Origin of the sequence: Herbaspirillum huttiense (assembly GCF_004367745.1) — a bacterium.
In the GTDB taxonomy this organism is placed as follows: Bacteria; Pseudomonadota; Gammaproteobacteria; order Burkholderiales; family Burkholderiaceae_D; genus Herbaspirillum; species Herbaspirillum huttiense.
In genome coordinates, this window is record NZ_CP037993.1 from 2438029 (window position 1) to 2455094 (window position 17066).

The window sequence follows — 17066 nt, forward strand, 5'->3', positions numbered from 1 at the left end:
GCCAAATCGGCATACAATAAGCGGATTGCTGTACGTCAAGATTGATCGCAACGCCAGGGGCCCGTAGAAAAACAACCATGTCAGACCAGTCCGCCGACCCAACCGCTTCGCCCCTTCCTGCGCACCAGGCCCTGGATTTCTTCCTGGCGCGCCAGCCCATCCTGAGCCGCGAGCAGGATCTGATCGGCTATGAACTGCTGTTTCGCAGCGCCGCATTCGGTCCGGCCAATGTGAAGGATGATGTCACGGCCACGGCGGCCGTGATTGCCCATGCTTCTGAGCTGGGGCTGTCCAACGTGATCGGCAATCTGCACGGCTTCATCAATGTCGATGCCGCCGTGCTGATGAGCGACTTCATCTATTTCCTACCGGCCGACAAGGTGGTGCTGGAAATCCTGGAAACCGTGCGCGTCACGCCCGAACTGGTGACGCGAGTGCGTGAACTGGTGGCTGCCGGTTACGTATTCGCGCTGGACGATGTAGTGGCTGAGTCGCAGGAGATCGAAGAGCTGCTGCCGCTGGTGAAGATCATCAAGATCGACGTGATGGAGGTCGATCCCAGCAAGCTGCTCAAGCTGTCGGTGCATTTCAAGCGGGCGCAAAAGGAATTGCTGGCCGAGAAAGTCGAGAGCCTGCAGGTGTTCAATGACTGCATGACGTTTGGCTTCGATTATTTCCAGGGCTATTACTTCGCCAAGCCGATGATCCTCCAGGGCAAGAAGCTGGAAGCCTCGAAGATGATCATCATGCATCTGCTCACGCTCCTGGTGCGCAATGTCGACAACGCCGAGATCGTGCGTTACATCAAGCGCGACGTGGCCCTGTCGCTCACGTTGCTGCGGCTGGTCAACACGCCCGTCTACGGTTTCCAGAAGTTCATCGATTCGCTGGGCCAGGCACTGATCGTGCTGGGCCGCCGCCAGCTCAAGCGCTGGCTGCAGATCCTCCTGTTTGCCAATACCGACAAGGATCGCGCCCATTCCATGTCGCCGCTGATGATTCTGGCGGCCACACGCGGCAAGATGCTGGAACTGATCACGGCCAAGATTCGCCCCGGCCGTCGCAAGATGTCGGAGATGGCCTTCACGGTCGGCATCATGTCGCTGGTGGATGCACTCTTCGGTATGAGCATGGAAACCGTGCTGCGCCAGATCACCGTCAGTACCGAGATCCGCGAAGCGCTGCTGCGCCGTACCGGTTTCTACGGCACCGTGCTGCGCCTGGTGGAGTGTACCGAACTGCGCGCGCCCGACCAGGAGGAGATGCAGCGCTTGCTGGAAGAGCTGCAACTGTCGGCAGACGATTTCTTTGCCGCCGAAAAGCAGGCCTTCGAATGGGGCAACAGCATCGCCAACAACAACATCGGCCAGCAGGCCACGATGCAGATGTCGCCGCCGCCGGAGGGCTACATCGATGACGACGATGACGATGACTGATTGCGCCGGTGCCGCGTGAGCGGGCGTGTCTTCATGAAGTAAGGGCTGCTTTAGCAGCCCTTTTCATTTTTGAAATCTGCAAGATGAATCTATTTGCTCCGCATGCGGGCCACCAGCCGGCGCAGCAGCCGCAACAGGCGAGAGGACGGCGCACCCGGGCGGGTGGTAAGGCGCACGGCCAGCTTGCGCTTGAACTCGCCAATGGCCGACTTGACCGCCTTGAGCAGGCGCTGCACCTGCTGCCAGCCGGCCGTGGCCTGCAGTTGCGCGGTGAGCCGGGCTTTGATGTCCAGCAATCGGGTGTGATAGCGCTGGAACCAGTCCAGCGACAGCAGGCTGCGCCGCGTGAGCGCATAGATGCGCGCTACCAGCGCCGTGCCCAGCACCTTGGCCGTGAGCACGATGATCACGCCCAGGGTAGGGTGGCCATGCGCGATGGACATCAGCGCCAGAATCTTCACCGGCAAGAGCAGCAGGGTCGGTGCCAGGAAAATCAGCAGCGCCGCGTAGGGCGAGAGCCGTTCCACCCAGCGCTGCAATTGCACCAGCCAGGGCCATTCGGGGATGCGTGCCAGCACCGCCTGGGTGGCGTCCCACAGCCATTCTTCCAGCATCAGCAGCAGGGCTGCCGTGTAGAGCAGCGGTGCCAGCAGCCGTCGCCGCCAGCGGGGCGGCCGGCGCGGCGGCAAGGTCGGGTCAGTCATCCAGCGATCAGACGGCGCGCGCCTTGATGAGCGAGAGCCAGCGGTCGCCCCACTTCACGTCGCTCATGCAGGAGGCATAACCGGTAACGGTGCGGGCGGCGCGTTCCAGCAGCTGGATGTCGGCCTCGTGCTGGCGTGCCACGTGCGGGTCTTCCAGGAACAGTACGCGGCGGCACTGGCGTTCCAGGATCAGTTCGGCGATCTGGGCGTCACCGCCCAAGGGGCCCGAGAGGAAGGGCTTGACCCAGTTGCGGCCAGCTTCGCCTTTCATCTTCACCGCCAGCTGGTTGAGCAGGCCGCCGGTGGTGCCGGTGGCACAGCGGAAGGCAAATTGGTCGAGTACCTCGAAATGCTTTTCGGCCAGCTCCAGCATGCGCGTTTTCATGGCGTCGTGGGCGATCAGGGCGATGCCTTCGTCCTTCAGATGGAAACGGTCGTCCAGGAAACTATCGGGCGCGGCTCCGTTGGCCAGGGCTTCCAGCTCGAACCACTCCTGGGCACCGGCCAGGGTCGAGAGGAAGGGCTTGCCGTGGATCACGCACTGGCGCTTCAGGGCCACCGCTTCCGGGAAGGTGGAGGAGGGGTCGACCGGATCGATCAGGTAGATCACCGCATCGAGCGTGCGGGCGGGATCCGGGTCGACCGTGCGCGAGACCAGCTTCATCAGGCCACCATGGCGGCCATAGGGAAAGCGCACCAGGTGCTCATAGCCGGGCAGAAGATTCATTTGTCCGATGGCATCGAGCGTGCGGCCGACCACGATCAGTTCGGGTTGCAGGCTTTCGATGCGATGGCGCGAACCGGTCAGCAGCTGGACCAGGGCGGAATCCGAAGCGTCCTGATGGGCGCGGTTGGCAATGAGACCGATGCGATAGCGGGGAGCGATGGAAGACATGGGCGCGAGCAGGCGAGTTGGAGAACCTGGCATGGACGGCATGCGCAGGCGCGAGTGCAGATTATCGCCGAGTGCGCCCCAAAGGGCGAGCCCGGCACGGTGCCCCGCGCATTAATCGCCGCAACTGTACCGTTGCAGGCGCTCGCATGCGGCTACAATAAGCGTCAACCTGCATACCAACCCCACTCCAGCATGAACAAGGCTTTTGTTAAAGAATCCGACGGTGCCGACGACGATGATGAAATCGCCTTGCCGGCCATCCCCGCCGGCAGCAAGAACTACATGACCCCGCAGGGGCATCAGCGCATCAAGGATGAACTGCTGCACCTGATCGATGAAGAGCGTCCGGAAGTGGTGCGCGTGGTGTCTTGGGCCGCCTCCAACGGCGACCGTTCCGAAAACGGCGACTACCTCTACGGCAAGAAGCGCCTGCGCGAGATCGACCGCCGCATCCGCTTTCTGACCAAGCGGCTGGACAATGCCGAGGTGGTCGATCCTTCCGTGCACCACGGCAGTGACCAGATCTTCTTCGGCGCGACCGTGACCTACGAAAACCAGCGCGGCGAAGAGCACACCGTCACCATCGTGGGCATCGATGAACTCGATCCCCTCAAGGGACTGATCAGCTGGATCTCGCCGGTGGCGCGGGCGCTGACCAAGGCCCGCGAGGGCGATGAAGTGGTGCTGCAGACACCGTCGGGGGTAGAGCAGCTGACCATCCTCGATGTGACTTATCCGGCACCGCAGTAGCGCTCCTCCTTATCCCTTGTGACGGCGGCCCGGCGTGCAAATTGCATGCGGGCAAGCTGTCGCCGCGTGCGCCGCTCGCCGCGCCCGGCAAACCGAATTTCAATCCTCCACGAGAACGTTCATGTCCATCGTTTTTGCCAGCCTGAATCACCCGCAGCGCGTCGTCCTGGCCGCCGAGGTGCATTCGCGCCCCTTCCTGCAGCTCACGCGCTCGGAAACCCTGACGCACCTGGCCGTCTACGTACGCGAAGACGGCAACGGCGGCCGTCATGCCAGCGCCCAGCATGTGCTGCTGGACGAGCTGTGCGCGCACTTCGGCGTGGTCGCCCCGGGCGGCGAGGCCAAGCACTTCTACCATGACTTCGGCCGCTTCCGCCTGAAGTGGGAGTGCCATACCGAGTTCGCCACTTACACCTTCGCCCAGGCGCACGAGGAAGATCTCGGCACCGACCACGCCTTTGCCCGCGCGCCGCTGGCGCATATTCCGCAGCAGTGGCTGCTGGGCTTGAAGGGCAAGCTGATGGTGGCCGCGCACGTGGTGGTCGAGCCGGGCGTTGACGATACAGCCGCGACTGCGCGCCAGATGCAGCGCATCTTCGAAGGCAAGCTGATGAGTTCCAGCAAGGTCTTGCAAGGGGGCGAGATCTGGACTGATTTCCAGATCCAGTCGGATGGTTTTTCGCGCTTCGTGGTGCGCGATATCGGCCTGCGCGAATTGCAGGGCGGACGCCTGGCGCAGCGCATTCTTGAAATCGAGACCTATCGCATGATGGCGCTGCTGGGCTTGCCGCACGCGCAGCAGTCCGGTCCCTTGCTCAACGAGATCGAAGGCGACCTGGCCGCGCTGACCGCAGCCATGGTGCAGTCCGAGCAATCCACCAGCGGCACACCGGAAGAGATGGCCGAGGATGAGCGCATCCTGCGCAAGATCACCGGGCTGGCGGCGCGCATCGAAAAGTTGTCGCTGGAGAACAGCTATCGCTTCTCGGCCTCGCAAGCCTATTTCCGCCTGGTGCAGGCGCGTATCGAAGAATTGCGCGAGCAGCGCATCGAGGGTGTACCGACCATCGGCGAATTCATGGAGCGCCGCCTGGCCCCCGCCATGAATACCTGCCAGGCCATCGCCCGCCGCCAGGAAGCGCTGGCCGAACGCATTGCCCATACCAACGACCTGTTGCGTACGCGGATCGGCATCGTGCAGGAGCGCCAGAACCGCCAGATCCTGGAATCCATGAATGCCCGCGCCGCCCAGCAACTGAAGCTGCAGCAGGCTGTGGAGGGCTTGTCGGTGGCGGCGATCTCGTATTACGTGATTGGTTTGCTGGGCTATGCCGGCAAGGCGGCCAAGGCGGCGGGCCTGCCCATCAATCCGGACCTGGCCACCGGCCTGGTCGTGCCGGTGGTGGCGGCCTGCGTTTGGCTGGGCTTGCGCCGCATGCACAAGGATCTGGGCAACCACTGAAGGGGGCTCAAAAGCCAACGGGGCGCACCGCTTTGGCGGCGCGCCCCGTTGCAGGGTGTTGCGACGGTGAGAATCAGACGGTGGCGTTGATCTTGGCTTCAGCGCCGGCTACAGCGGCCTTGGCGGCTTCTTCACCCATGGACACGCCTTCGGCGACCACCAGTTCCACATCGGTGATGCCGATGAAGCCCAGTGCGCTCTTGAGGTACTTGCCCTGGAAGTCCAGCGCTTCCATCGGACCTTCGGAATACTTGCCGCCGCGCGAGAGGATGATGACGGCCTTCTTGCCCTTGACCAGGCCGACCGGGCCGGTTTCGGTGTAGCTGAAGGTGCGGCCGGCGCGGAAGACATGATCGATCCAGGCCTTCAGGGTCGACGGCGGGGCGAAGTTGTACATCGGCACGCCGATGACGATGGTGTCGGCGGCCAGCAGTTCGTCCACCAGGGCGTCGGATTGCTTGATCACTTCAGCCTGTTCGGCGCTGCGCGCGTCGGCCGGGGTGAAATAGGCACCCAGCATCGATTCGCTCAGGTGCGGCAGGGCGTTGGCGGCCAGGTCACGGTGCACCACCTTGGCGCCGGGGTTCTTGGCTTGCCATTGCTGGGCGAAGGAAGCGGTCAGCTGACGGGAGATGGAACCGCCGCTGCGGGCGCTGGAGTCGATATGCAGAAGAGTGCTCATGGTGTGTCCTTTCGTTGTTCGGTGGGCAAGGCCTTCGGTGAACGCCTTTGCATCGGGGTCAACGATACCCAGTTTTCATTTCTTCCAATAGATGCGAGAATCGCATTTCACTGATCCACTTTTGGTGGGAATCGAACATCGCCATGCTAGACCTCAATGACATCTGGCTTTTCGTCCATGTAGTGCGGGCCGGCAGCTTCGCCGCCGCCGGGCGCAAGCTGTCCATGCCGCCCAATACCATCAGCCGCCGTTTGCAGGCGCTGGAAGCGGCCATGGGGGTGCGGCTGCTGCAACGCTCCACGCGCCAGCTCAACATGACGGCCGCGGGGCGGGAATTCTTCGAGCGCTGCGCGCCGGGCCTGGAAGACATCGAACACGCCAGCGCCAGTCTCACCCAAAGCCAGGGGGAGCCGTCCGGCAGCCTGCGCGTGGCTGCCCCGGTGGACTTCTTCGACAATTTCTCCATCGAGTGGATGCATGAGTTCATGCATCTCTATCCCAAGGTGCAACTGGAATTCGTGCTCAATGACGGGCGCGCCGACCTGATCGCCGAGGGTATCGACCTGGCCTTCCGGGGCGGCGTGCTGCCCGACTCCAGCCTGGTGGCCAGGAAGCTGGTGCAGAGCCATATGGCCCTTATCGCCAGTCCGCGCTACCTGGAGCGCGCAGGCACGCCGCAGGCCCTGGCCGACCTGGTGGGCCATGCCTGCCTGGCGACGTCGCAGGCACCCCAGCATACGGTGTGGAAACTGGAAGGGCCGCACGGTCCGGAAAACGTGCGGGTGGTACCGCGCCTGTGCATCAACACCGCCCAAGGGCAGTTGCGTGCGGCGCGGGCAGGATTGGGCATTGCGCTGCTGCCGACCATGCTGGCCTCTGAAGACCTGCGCAATGGCAGCCTGATCAACATCCTCCCGGATTACCAGCGCGACACCATGGGCTTCTATGCCGTGTACGTACACCGGCGGCAATTGCCCAGTGCGGTCAGTGCGCTCATCGAATTCTTCGCCGACAAGCTGGAGCGCGGCATTGCCGACAAAGGCGCACAGGCCTGCCAGGAGCATCTGAAACGGGAGGCCGCTGTGCAACCGCTACCGCAGAAAGCGGCCTGAGTCCGTCTCAGAACTCCACCGCCTGTTCGGCCAAGGCATAGCGGCGGCAATGTTCCAGATAGGCGCGCTCATGGTTGGCCACCAGGTCGACCACGCTGCGCCACAGCCAGGACGGCACTTCCAGCGTCTTCGACCGTTGCCGCGCCAGTTCGGTGTACCACGCGCGGCAGGTTGCTTCATCCATCTGGCGCGCATGCGCCTGGCCAACGACGCGGGCCAGGTAGCGCGCCGCACGCAGGGCCTCTTCCTGGCTGACGTGATCGATTTCCAGCTTCAGGTCCTGCGGCAGCAGCTCGCGTACGAACACCGGGCGCTCCAGCAGGCGCGTGGCCAGCATCCGTGAACCCAGGTGCGGTGCAAGATGGCGTGCGCCGGTGACGACGCGTTCGGCGTTGTCGCGCGGCATGCCGGCATCGCGGTAGCGGGGTGCGGCGGCGGTGACGGCTTCCTTGATATCGAAGAGGCACAGGTCGCTGCTTTCGCTGGCCTGTTCGTTCACATCCAGCAGCACGGCAAAGCGCAGCAGGCCCAGCGAGCTGCATCCTTTCATCCAGTAAGCGGTATCGAGCATCTTGATGGCAGCGTCGTCCTCGCGATGCCGCAAGGCGGTCAGCAAGGCGCGCGCCGGGGCCGATTCCACCAGCGCGGTGATCTCTTTTCTTTCCTGTCGCGAGGCCGACCAGAAGCGTTTTCCCAGCGGGATATGCACGGTCTTGCCTTGCGTGCGTTCATGCGCCAGTTCCTTCCACGTGCGGCGATGTGCAGTCTTCAGGGCCACGCGCACGGACTTGGGCTTTTTGCCCAGGCGCAGGTCGTCACCGGGCCGGAAGGCAGATTCATATCCCTCCACCAGCACCTCCATCATCTTGGCCGTGATCACGCCCGGCAGGTCCGAACTGCGCGCGGCCATGGCCAACGACAGTGCCAGGCGGATCAGGTCGTGCGATGGGTTGCCGATGACGGTCTGGTCGAAGTCACGGATCTGGATGTCGATCTTGCCCTCGGCATTGGCCACCGGGCCCAGGTTGCCGATGTGGCAGTCACCACAGATCCAGATGGCCGGACCTTCGGGCAGGCTGCTGGCCTGGGTCTCGTTGAGCCAGTTGTAGAAGCGCAGGGTGCTGCCGCGCACGTAGGCGTGGGCAGAGCGGGCCATTTTGAGGTTCTGGGCGGTTTTCAGGATGTCCTGGCGTGCGGAGGGACGAGGCGTCCTCGTGATCAGTTTTTTTGGCATGGCGATTTATATTATTTATATTCATTTTTTTTGCGGGCGGATGAAGCCCAATGATCAGTTTCCTCGCCTCTTCGCCGCTTGCCTATCAGAGAAGCGAGACTTGCCTTGTCAGACTCCCGGCCATGCGCTGCCTGCACGCTGCCCGCAAAACGGATCCCGGAAAAGACAAACGCCCGCATCAGCGGGCGTTTGCAGAGGGGGACAGGGCAGGATCAGCCGCGTTCGCGCAGGATACGTGCGACGCTGTCGATCTTGCGGATGCCACGCATCAGGCGCGCCAGGTGCACGCGATCCTCGATCTGGATGGTGAAGCGCAGGTACTTCATGGAGCCATTGCCGCCTTCGTCATCCATGGCCACCGAGACGATGTTGGCATCGGACTCGCCGATCTCGGCAGCGATGCGCGCCAGCGTGCCGCGCTCGTTGTGGATCAGAATGGTGATGCGGCAATCGAAGCGGCGATTGAGATCATGGCCCCAGACCAGGTCGATCCAGCGGTCCGGTTCCTTCTCGTGCAGGCGCTTGGCGGTCTCGCATTCCTGGGTATGCACGATCAGGGTCTGGTCCGGCTTCAAATAGCCGGTCAGGCGATCGCCCGGGATCGGCATACAGCAGGACGACAACTGCGCCGAGGCCCCTTCGCTGCCGGTGATGACCACCGGGTCCGGCTTGTTGGGCAGCATGTGGCCTTCCGGATCGAGCTGCGGCACGCTCACGCCGGTATCCATCATGGTCATGATGTGGCGTGCCACCAGCGGGGCCATGCGGGTGCCGATGCCGATCTCGGCATACAGGTCATCCATGGTCTTGGCGCTGGATTCGTTGAGCAGGCGCTCGACGATATGGGAAGGAAGTTCAGGTTCGATGCCCAACGTATGAAGAGCATTGCCCAACAAGCGGCGTCCGACGGCTTGCGATTCGACCTTGTTGGCCGTGCGCAGGCGGTGGCGGATGGCCGAACGGGCCTTGCCGGTGCGCACGTAGCCCAGCCAGTTGGGGCTGGGGCGCGAGGTCGGCGAGGTGATGATCTCGACGATGTCGCCGTTGTGTAGCTCCGAGCGCAGCGCGGCCGGTTCGTGGTTGATGATGGCCGAAGTGGTCTGGTCGCCGATGTCGGTGTGGATGCTGTAGGCGAAATCGAGCGCCGTGGCACCACGGGGCAGGGCGATGATCTTCGATTTGGGCGTGAAGACGTAGACCGAATCGGGGAACAGGTCGACCTTGACGTGCTCCAGGAACTCGGCCGAGTCGCCGGTCTGCTTCTGGATGTCCAGCAGCGACTGCAGCCAGGCGTGGGTACGCTGCTGCAGGTCGGTGAGGCTGCCTTCGTCATCCTTGTAGAGCCAGTGCGCAGCCACGCCGGATTCGGCCACGCGATGCATGTCGGTGGTGCGGATCTGGAACTCGACCGGGGTGCCGTAGGGGCCGATCAGGGTGGTGTGCAGCGACTGGTAGCCATTCAACTTGGGAATGGCAATGTAATCCTTGAACTTGCCCGGCATGGGCTTGAACAGCGAGTGCAAGGTCCCCAGCGCCACATAGCAGTTGGCGAAGCTGTCCACCACCACGCGGAAACCGTACACGTCCAGCACCTGCGAGAAGCTCAGGTGCTTGTTGCGCATCTTGCGGTAGATGCCGTAGAGGGTCTTTTCACGGCCATCGACCTGGGCCGGGATGCCGGCGGCGATCAGGGTGCTGGTGACCGATTCCATGATCTTGGTCACCACTTCACGGCGATTGCCGCGCGCAGCCTTGACGGCCTTGAGCAGGGTGCGATGGCGCAGCGGATGCAGGTGGGCGAAGGACAGCTCCTGCAGCTCGCGGTAGATGTTGTTGAGGCCCAGGCGGTGCGCGATGGGCACGTAGACTTCCATGGTCTCGCGCGAGATGCGGCGCTTCTTCTCCGGCGGCATGGAGCCCAGCGTGCGCATGTTGTGCAGGCGGTCGGCCAGCTTGACCAGGATTACCCGCACGTCGCGCGCCATGGCCAGCAGCATCTTGCGGAAGTTCTCCGCCTGCGCTTCGACCTGGCTCTGGAATTCGATCTTGTCCAGCTTGGAGAGGCCATCCACCAGTGAGGCCACGGAGGCGCCGAAGCGCTCGATCAGCTCTTCCTTCTTGACGCCCTGGTCTTCCATGACGTCGTGCAGAAAGGCCGCCATCATGGCCTGGGCGTCGAGCTTCCATTCGGCGCAGATCTCGGCCACTGCCAGCGGATGCGAGATGTAGGGCTCGCCGGATTTGCGCATCTGGCCCAGGTGCATCTCGTCGGCGAAGCGATAGGCTTCCTTGACCTTCTTCAGTTCGGAAGGGGTCAGGTACTCTTCGAGCTTGGGGATCAGATGCGCGAAAGTCGCCACGCCGCTGTGGGCGGCAGGGGCGACTTCGAGGGGAGTTGCGGTGCGGCCGGAACCGGCGGCACGTTTGGAGCTAGCAGCGGCTGATAAGGTGGAGTCGGTAGTGGTGAGGCTCATACTTGTCCGTTATCAGCTTCATGGACGGACCAGGATCAGGCCGGAACCTTCTTGAGCATCTCGATACCGACTTTGCCAGCGGCGATTTCGCGCAGGGCGGTCACGGTCGGCTTGTCCTTGGCTTCCACCTTCGGGGTGTGGCCTTGCAGCAGCTGGCGGGCACGGTAGGTGGCCGACAGGGTCAACTGGAAGCGGTTGGGGATCTGCTTGAGGCAATCTTCGATGGTAATGCGGGCCATGTGATACTCCTGAATGACGGTCTTGCTTGTGGATTGATGGGTCCGGCGCCGGGTTGCTGGTCTGGCTTGTGCGGCTTAGCTCGCGTGGATGCCCAGCTGGGTGAAGAGGTAGGCATTGCGGGCGGCTTGCTGCGGGAAGCGGCAGCGGGCGGCCTGGACGATTGCCGTCAGTTCGGACAAAGCGACGGCAAACTCTTGATTAATAATAACATATTCGAACTCCGGCGAGTGAGCGATTTCGCCGCCGGCGGCCAGGATGCGGCGCGTGATGACGTGTGGTTCGTCCTGTCCGCGCTTCTTCAGGCGCTCTTCCAGCGCGGCAATCGAGGGCGGCAGGATGAAGATGCCGATCGCATTGGTAAATTGTTTCTTCACCTGCTGCGCACCTTGCCAGTCGATCTCCAGCAGCACGTCGGTGCCGTTGGCGATCTGGTCGGCAATCATCAGGCGCGAGGTGCCGTAGTAGTTGCCATGCACTTCGGCCCATTCGAGGAATTCCCCTTCGGCTTGGCGCTTCAGGAAATCTTCCACGTCGGTGAAATAATATTCACGGCCATGTTCTTCGCCCGGGCGCGGTGCGCGGGTGGTGTAGGAGATGGACAGCTTGATGGCCGGTTCCTGCTTGAGCAGGGCGTTGACCAGGGTCGATTTGCCGGCGCCGGACGGGGCAACCACCATGAAGAGGCTACCGGAAGTAGGTTTTTGGACGGGCATGGGGTCCTCGCTGAAAAATGTCTTTTAACTATTAACTAATCAATATCGGTCGGAATGGGGCTGTGCGGCCGGCATCATTCCAGATTCTGCACCTGCTCGCGCATCTGGTCGATGAGCAGCTTCAGTTCCATGGAGGCATCGGCCAGTTCCTTGACGGCGGCTTTGGAGCCGACCGTGTTGGCCTCGCGATTGAGCTCCTGCATCATGAAATCGAGGCGCTTGCCGACCTGGCCGCCCTTTTTGAGGATGTGGCGGGTTTCGCCCAGGTGGGCCGACAGGCGTGCCAGTTCCTCGGCAATGTCGATGCGGATGCCGTAGAGGGTCACTTCCTGGCGGATGCGCTCCAGCGACTCCTCGCGGGTGGCCACCGGCGCGGCACCGTTCTGCGTCTGCAGGGCCAGGCCCAGGGCTTCGGTCATGCGTTCGGTGGCCTTCTGCTGGAATTGCTCGACCAGTTGCGGCACCAGCGGGGTGATGCGGGCCACGATGGCTTCCATCGCATCCACCCGGGCCAGGATCACGGCCTGCAGCGCCGCCCCTTCACGGGCACGCGATTCGACGAAGGCGTCCAGGGTCTGCTGCATCGTGGCCAGGATGTCGGCTTGCAGGGTGTCCTGGCTGATCTCGGCTTCTTCCATCACGCCCGGCCAGCGCAGCAGTTCATTGATCGACAGCGGCGCGGCATCAGGGAATTGCGCGCGCAGCTGGTCTTGCAGGCTGGCCAGCTGGCCTACCAGGGTGTGGTTCAGGGCCTGGCTGTTGCCACTGGCGACCTTGCGGCCGAAGGACAGGCGGCATTCCACCTTGCCGCGCACCAGGCGGCCCATGATGGCTTCGCGCAGCATCGGTTCGACCGCACGCAGGTCATCGTTGATGCGGAACTGCAGGTCGAGGAAGCGCGAATTGACGCTCTTCATTTCCAGGGTGACCGTGCCGGCAGTGGTTTCACGGGTGGTGACGGCATAGCCGGTCATGCTGTAGATGGTCAAGGTCGGGACTCCATAAAGCGGGCGGGCGGCGCAGCAGGGCGCGCCGGCGAATAAGGGTTGCGGGCGGGGCGGGCAGGGTGGCCAGGGAGGTAAATGGAGGATGCCGCGACGGCGGACATCGTGTTCCTTTACAATGCCGGACTTGAACGTTCCGGCACCGCCTGTGCGGCCTGCCCGGGTGCCACCCGGTCGGAGCCCGCATTTTAATGAAGTTTCGCGGCGCCGCGCTATCAAAAACATCAAACCGGCGGTTTTGGGGGCCAATTGGCCGCCCGCCATCCGCCCAGCCTCGCCCAGCCCAAGACAAGGATCACCATGACAGCTTCCCATCGCCCCAGCGGCCGCAGCGTTTCGCAATTGCGCGACGTGCGCCTGACCCGCCAGTACACCAAGCACGCCGAAGGCTCGGTGCTGGTCGAGTTCGGTGACACCCGCGTGCTCTGCACCGCCTCCATCGAGGAAAAGGTCCCCGGCTTCCTGAAGGGCAAGGGCCAGGGTTGGCTCACCGCCGAATACGGCATGCTGCCGCGCTCCACGCATACCCGCATGGACCGCGAAGCCGCCAAGGGCAAGCAATCCGGCCGTACCCAGGAGATCCAGCGCCTGATCGGCCGCGCCCTGCGCGCCGCCTTTGACCTGGAAGCCTTTGGCGAACGCACCCTGCAGCTGGACTGCGATGTGCTGCAAGCCGATGGCGGTACCCGCACCGCCGCCATTACCGGCGCCATGGTGGCCGCCTATGACGCCTTCAACGTGCTGAAGTCGCGCGGCCTGATCGAAACCATTCCGGTCAAGCAGTTCGTGGCCGCGATTTCGGTCGGCGTCTACCAGGGCGTCCCGGTGCTCGATCTGGATTATCTGGAAGACTCGGATTGCGATACCGACATGAATGTGGTCATGACCGACGGCGGCCATTTCGTCGAAGTGCAGGGCACCGCTGAAGGCGCCGCCTTCGACCGTGCCACCCTCAACAGCCTGCTGGACCTGGCCCAGCAAGGCATCGCCACGCTCAACGGCTTGCAGAAGCAGGCCCTGGGCCTGTAATCCGCGGCCACGTCCCGGCGTAAATCGCCTTACAATGCCGCCTAGAAGCGATATGAACAAAAACGCCATGTGCCGCATCGACATGGCGTTTTTCATTGGGGCGCAGCGGCTGTCATGCCCATCCCGCGCGCCTCGCCAAGATCAGGACCAGACATGCAACCCAAGCAAAAGATCGTGATGGCGTCCAACAACGCCGGCAAACTGAAGGAATTCGCCAGTCTCCTGGGCGACATCGGACTGGACGTGCGCCCGCAAGGCGAATTCGACGTGCCCGAAGCGGAAGAACCCTTCGGCACCTTCGTCGAGAATGCCCTGACCAAGGCCCGCCACGCCGCCCGCCTGACCGGTCTGCCGGCTCTGGCCGATGATTCGGGCGTGTGCGTGAATGCCCTGGGCGGTGCGCCCGGAGTCTATTCCGCCCGCTACGCCGGCGAGCCCAAGTCGGACGCCAGCAACAACGCCAAGCTCATCGCCGATCTGGCGGCCCATGCCGACAAGTCCGCCTATTACTACTGCGTGCTGGTCTACGTGCGCCATGCCGACGATCCGCAACCGGTGATTGCCGATGGCGTATGGAAGGGTGAGATCATCGACCAGCCGCGCGGGCAGGGCGGCTTCGGCTATGACCCGTATTTCCTGCTGCCCTCTCTGGGCAAGACGGCCGCTGAACTGACGGCCGCCGAGAAGAATGCCGTCTCGCACCGTGGCCAGGCCTTGCGTGCCTTGGTCGAGAAGCTGGCATGATCCCCATCAAGCCGATCCCGGCCGACATCCCGGCCGGCCAGGCGGCCAGCGGCCCGGCTCAGGCCGCGCTGGCCTTCCTGAAGCCCGGCAGCCTGCAGCTGACGGCTTTGCCGCCGCTGTCGCTGTACGTGCATTTCCCGTGGTGCGTGCGCAAGTGCCCGTATTGCGACTTCAATTCCCATGAGGTCAAGGGCAGTTTCCCTGAAGAAGCTTATCTGGATGCCCTGCGCAGCGACCTGGAACAGTCGCTGCCGCTGATCTGGGGCCGCAAGATCCATACGATCTTCATCGGTGGCGGCACGCCCAGCTTGCTCTCGGCCGCCGGTCTGGATCGCTTGCTGTCGGATCTGCGCACCTTGCTGCCCTTCGATGGCGACATCGAGATCACCATGGAAGCCAATCCGGGAACGTTTGAAGCCGACAAGTTCCGCTCCTACCGGGATAGCGGCATCAGCCGCCTGTCGATCGGTATCCAGAGCTTCAACGGCCAGCACCTGCATGCCCTGGGCCGCATCCATGATGGCGACCAGGCGCGCAAGGCGGTGGAGATCGCGCAGGCCAACTTCGACAATTTCAACCTCGACCTGATGTACGCGCTGCCGCAGCAGACGCTGGCAGAGGCCAAGTCCGACATCGAAACGGCCATCGCCTTCGCGCCGCCGCACCTGTCGCTGTATCACCTGACGCTGGAGCCCAATACGCTCTTCGCCAAGTATCCGCCGCCGGTACCGGATGACGATGCCAGCGCCGACATGCAGGACATGATCGCCGAGCTGACCACGGCTGCCGGTTACGTCAACTATGAGGTCTCGGCCTATGCCCAGCCCAAGCGGCGCGCCCGCCACAACCTCAATTACTGGCAATTCGGCGACTACCTGGGCATCGGCGCGGGGGCGCATTCCAAGCTCTCTTTCCCGCATCGCATCGTGCGCCAGATGCGTTACAAGCATCCCCAGTCCTATCTGGAGCATGCCAAGGCCGGCACGCCTGTCCAGGAAGAAGCGGAAATCGGCCGCGATGCCCTGGGCTTCGAATTCATGCTCAATGCGCTGCGCCTGACGGAAGGATTCTCACCGAATCTCTTCGCCGAGCGGACCGGCATGAGCCTGAACCAGATCGAAAAATCACTGAATCTGGCCGAGCAAAAAGGCATGTTGTATCGCGATCACGCTTTGATCCGGCCGACCGATCTTGGGCGTCGTTTTCTCAATGATTTGCAGGAAATTTTCTTGTCAGAATAAACCCATGTTGCAAGGTGGCTTTTATCGGGTATATTTAGAAAAAATTTAATTTTAATTAAGTATTCTGCTGGGAAACTTGTTAATATTTTTTTAACATTGCAGAGCGTCTCAGCAAATAATGCGGCGCGCCACGATAAAAATATGGCTGTTCAGGATAAAAGCGTTCCATTTCCACTCGTGTTTTTGCAGCCCGTCGCGGACGTCCACCACGTCTGGACAGCGCTGTCCTTGCATATTTCACCTGCGGTCGAAGACGACAATGCCTTGCTGTCTCGCCTGTTCAATGAGTTCGATCTGCATGATGCACTGGGCGGACTGAGCTGCATCATCCCGGTGCGTGATCCTGCGGTCTTCGCGCCGGAATTCCGGCAAGAGATCCCGCAAGGGCAGCTCGCATTGCGCGTGCCGGTGGAGCATTGCGTGGACCCGGGCAAGATCAATGCGCTGGACTGGCTCTACAGCCGCGGCTTCGCCATCATCGCCGATGGCTTGCCGGCGCAGGGCGCGAGCGTTTTTCCCTTTGTCGAATCGATGGCGCTGGACGCCGGGGTGGGGCACCTGCCTGAAACCGGGCAATGGCTGCACCGCCTGCGTGGCCCGCACCTGGCCGAGAACGTGGGCGATGCCGTTCAGTTTGATGCCTGTCGGGTGGAAGGTTTCCGCTGGTTCTCGGGTGACTATGCCTTGCATCCCGACAGCCGCCTGTCGCAAAAGAATTCAATTTCCCGTGCGCGCCTGTTGAAATTGCTGGAGCTGGTGGCACGCGACGCCGATGCCAATGAACTGGAATCCCTGCTGAAGCAGGACCCGGCCTTGTCCTATCAGCTCTTCAAGCTGGTCAGCTCGGCCGCCTTCGGTTTCTCGGCCCATATCACCAATTTCACCCAGGCCATCAACCTGCTGGGCCGCCGCCAGCTCCAGCGCTGGCTGCAGTTGCTGCTGTACGCACGCTTCCCCGGCGACGAGTCCGCCAATCCGTTGCTGCCGCGTGCCGCGGCACGCGCGGCGATGATGGAATCGATGGCGCAGAAGGTGGACTGCACCCAGGAAGAGCTGGACCGCGCCTTCATCACCGGCATGTTCTCGCTGCTGGATATTTTGCTGGGCATGCCGCTCAACGACATCATCGAGCCGCTCAAGCTGCCGGTGGATATCGTCAATGCGCTGGTGTACCGTACCGGCCGGCTGGGCAAACTGCTGAACGTGGTCGAGCGCTCCGAGGACGGCCGCATTCCGCTGCGTCATGTCGATCTCGACGCCGCCGGTCTCGATGCCGAAGTGTATTGCCGTTGTCTGATCCAGGCCTTCAATTGGGCCACACGCGTCAGCACTGAGGCGTGATGACG

General features: G+C 62.8%; 16 protein-coding genes. 8 read left to right on the top strand and 8 right to left on the bottom strand.

Annotated features, from left to right (window positions below; all coding sequences use genetic code 11):
- Window positions 1-77 precede the first annotated feature (77 nt).
- On the top strand, window positions 78-1436 hold the full coding sequence (locus tag E2K99_RS11085) for an EAL and HDOD domain-containing protein (protein ID WP_134222239.1): 1359 nt from the start codon (window positions 78-80) through the stop codon (window positions 1434-1436).
- An 89-nt stretch (window positions 1437-1525) separates the two neighbouring features.
- Here E2K99_RS11085 and E2K99_RS11090 read toward each other — a convergent pair whose 3' ends face one another.
- Window positions 1526-2140 (bottom strand): hypothetical protein, encoded by a 615-nt coding sequence (locus tag E2K99_RS11090; protein ID WP_134222240.1) that lies wholly within the window; start codon window positions 2138-2140, stop codon window positions 1526-1528.
- A gap of 7 nt (window positions 2141-2147) precedes the next feature.
- Window positions 2148-3035 carry a methylglyoxal synthase gene (locus E2K99_RS11095; protein ID WP_121039877.1) on the bottom strand — a complete coding sequence of 296 codons (888 nt, stop codon included), beginning with the start codon at window positions 3033-3035 and terminating at the stop codon, window positions 2148-2150.
- Between the two features lie 192 nt (window positions 3036-3227).
- Here E2K99_RS11095 and greB point away from each other — a divergent pair, with 192 nt between their 5' ends.
- Window positions 3228-3785, top strand: a complete 558-nt coding sequence (greB, locus tag E2K99_RS11100; RefSeq protein ID WP_134222241.1) for a transcription elongation factor GreB — start codon at window positions 3228-3230, stop codon at window positions 3783-3785.
- A gap of 121 nt (window positions 3786-3906) precedes the next feature.
- Window positions 3907-5247: a DUF3422 family protein gene (locus tag E2K99_RS11105; protein WP_134222242.1), complete on the top strand. Its 1341-nt coding sequence runs from the start codon at window positions 3907-3909 to the stop codon at window positions 5245-5247.
- 73 nt (window positions 5248-5320) lie between these two features.
- Here the strand turns inward: E2K99_RS11105 and E2K99_RS11110 are convergent, their stop codons facing one another.
- Window positions 5321-5929, bottom strand: coding sequence for an FMN-dependent NADH-azoreductase (locus E2K99_RS11110; protein WP_134222243.1), 609 nt, complete (start codon window positions 5927-5929; stop codon window positions 5321-5323).
- A gap of 143 nt (window positions 5930-6072) precedes the next feature.
- On the opposite strand from E2K99_RS11110, the gene E2K99_RS11115 reads away from it, so the two are divergent.
- The gene (locus tag E2K99_RS11115) at window positions 6073-7041 is read left to right on the top strand and encodes a LysR family transcriptional regulator (RefSeq protein ID WP_039788350.1); all 969 of its coding nucleotides are present in this window, start codon (window positions 6073-6075) and stop codon (window positions 7039-7041) included.
- A gap of 7 nt (window positions 7042-7048) precedes the next feature.
- Here E2K99_RS11115 and E2K99_RS11120 read toward each other — a convergent pair whose 3' ends face one another.
- From E2K99_RS11120 to E2K99_RS11140, 5 genes are all read right to left on the bottom strand, one after another.
- The gene (locus tag E2K99_RS11120) at window positions 7049-8275 is read right to left on the bottom strand and encodes a DUF2252 family protein (protein WP_039788347.1); all 1227 of its coding nucleotides are present in this window, start codon (window positions 8273-8275) and stop codon (window positions 7049-7051) included.
- A 212-nt stretch (window positions 8276-8487) separates the two neighbouring features.
- Window positions 8488-10749 (bottom strand): RelA/SpoT family protein, encoded by a 2262-nt coding sequence (locus E2K99_RS11125; RefSeq protein ID WP_039788346.1) that lies wholly within the window; start codon window positions 10747-10749, stop codon window positions 8488-8490.
- Window positions 10750-10784: 35 nt separating this feature from the next.
- Window positions 10785-10988, bottom strand: a complete 204-nt coding sequence (rpoZ, locus tag E2K99_RS11130; RefSeq protein ID WP_008328299.1) for a DNA-directed RNA polymerase subunit omega — start codon at window positions 10986-10988, stop codon at window positions 10785-10787.
- 75 nt (window positions 10989-11063) lie between these two features.
- Window positions 11064-11702: a guanylate kinase gene (gmk, locus tag E2K99_RS11135; RefSeq protein WP_039788345.1), complete on the bottom strand. Its 639-nt coding sequence runs from the start codon at window positions 11700-11702 to the stop codon at window positions 11064-11066.
- A gap of 74 nt (window positions 11703-11776) precedes the next feature.
- Window positions 11777-12691 carry a YicC/YloC family endoribonuclease gene (locus tag E2K99_RS11140; RefSeq protein ID WP_084320194.1) on the bottom strand — a complete coding sequence of 305 codons (915 nt, stop codon included), beginning with the start codon at window positions 12689-12691 and terminating at the stop codon, window positions 11777-11779.
- 315 nt (window positions 12692-13006) lie between these two features.
- Here E2K99_RS11140 and rph point away from each other — a divergent pair, with 315 nt between their 5' ends.
- The 4 genes from rph to E2K99_RS11160 all read left to right on the top strand — a co-directional run bounded on the left by rph (window position 13007) and on the right by E2K99_RS11160 (window position 17061).
- Window positions 13007-13735, top strand: coding sequence for a ribonuclease PH (rph, locus tag E2K99_RS11145; protein WP_034335535.1), 729 nt, complete (start codon window positions 13007-13009; stop codon window positions 13733-13735).
- A gap of 153 nt (window positions 13736-13888) precedes the next feature.
- The gene (gene rdgB / locus E2K99_RS11150) at window positions 13889-14479 is read left to right on the top strand and encodes an RdgB/HAM1 family non-canonical purine NTP pyrophosphatase (protein ID WP_134222244.1); all 591 of its coding nucleotides are present in this window, start codon (window positions 13889-13891) and stop codon (window positions 14477-14479) included.
- Complete coding sequence (hemW, locus tag E2K99_RS11155) at window positions 14476-15720, top strand: radical SAM family heme chaperone HemW (protein ID WP_039788337.1); 1245 nt, start codon at window positions 14476-14478, stop codon at window positions 15718-15720. Before rdgB ends, hemW begins: the two co-directional genes overlap by 4 nt.
- 141 nt (window positions 15721-15861) lie before the next feature.
- Window positions 15862-17061 carry an EAL and HDOD domain-containing protein gene (locus tag E2K99_RS11160; RefSeq protein ID WP_134222245.1) on the top strand — a complete coding sequence of 400 codons (1200 nt, stop codon included), beginning with the start codon at window positions 15862-15864 and terminating at the stop codon, window positions 17059-17061.
- Window positions 17062-17066 lie beyond the last annotated feature (5 nt).

Bases quoted from the DNA above. Each gene is read 5' to 3' on its own strand.
- E2K99_RS11085 (WP_134222239.1), top strand. From the start codon at position 78: ATGTCAGACCAGTCCGCCGACCCAACCGCTTCGCCCCTTCCTGCGCAC.
- E2K99_RS11090 (WP_134222240.1), bottom strand. From the start codon at position 2,140: ATGACTGACCCGACCTTGCCGCCGCGCCGGCCGCCCCGCTGGCGGCGA.
- E2K99_RS11095 (WP_121039877.1), bottom strand. From the start codon at position 3,035: ATGTCTTCCATCGCTCCCCGCTATCGCATCGGTCTCATTGCCAACCGC.
- greB (WP_134222241.1), top strand. From the start codon at position 3,228: ATGAACAAGGCTTTTGTTAAAGAATCCGACGGTGCCGACGACGATGAT.
- E2K99_RS11105 (WP_134222242.1), top strand. From the start codon at position 3,907: ATGTCCATCGTTTTTGCCAGCCTGAATCACCCGCAGCGCGTCGTCCTG.
- E2K99_RS11110 (WP_134222243.1), bottom strand. From the start codon at position 5,929: ATGAGCACTCTTCTGCATATCGACTCCAGCGCCCGCAGCGGCGGTTCC.
- E2K99_RS11115 (WP_039788350.1), top strand. From the start codon at position 6,073: ATGCTAGACCTCAATGACATCTGGCTTTTCGTCCATGTAGTGCGGGCC.
- E2K99_RS11120 (WP_039788347.1), bottom strand. From the start codon at position 8,275: ATGCCAAAAAAACTGATCACGAGGACGCCTCGTCCCTCCGCACGCCAG.
- E2K99_RS11125 (WP_039788346.1), bottom strand. From the start codon at position 10,749: ATGAGCCTCACCACTACCGACTCCACCTTATCAGCCGCTGCTAGCTCC.
- rpoZ (WP_008328299.1), bottom strand. From the start codon at position 10,988: ATGGCCCGCATTACCATCGAAGATTGCCTCAAGCAGATCCCCAACCGC.
- gmk (WP_039788345.1), bottom strand. From the start codon at position 11,702: ATGCCCGTCCAAAAACCTACTTCCGGTAGCCTCTTCATGGTGGTTGCC.
- rph (WP_034335535.1), top strand. From the start codon at position 13,007: ATGACAGCTTCCCATCGCCCCAGCGGCCGCAGCGTTTCGCAATTGCGC.
- rdgB (WP_134222244.1), top strand. From the start codon at position 13,889: ATGCAACCCAAGCAAAAGATCGTGATGGCGTCCAACAACGCCGGCAAA.
- hemW (WP_039788337.1), top strand. From the start codon at position 14,476: ATGATCCCCATCAAGCCGATCCCGGCCGACATCCCGGCCGGCCAGGCG.
- E2K99_RS11160 (WP_134222245.1), top strand. From the start codon at position 15,862: ATGGCTGTTCAGGATAAAAGCGTTCCATTTCCACTCGTGTTTTTGCAG.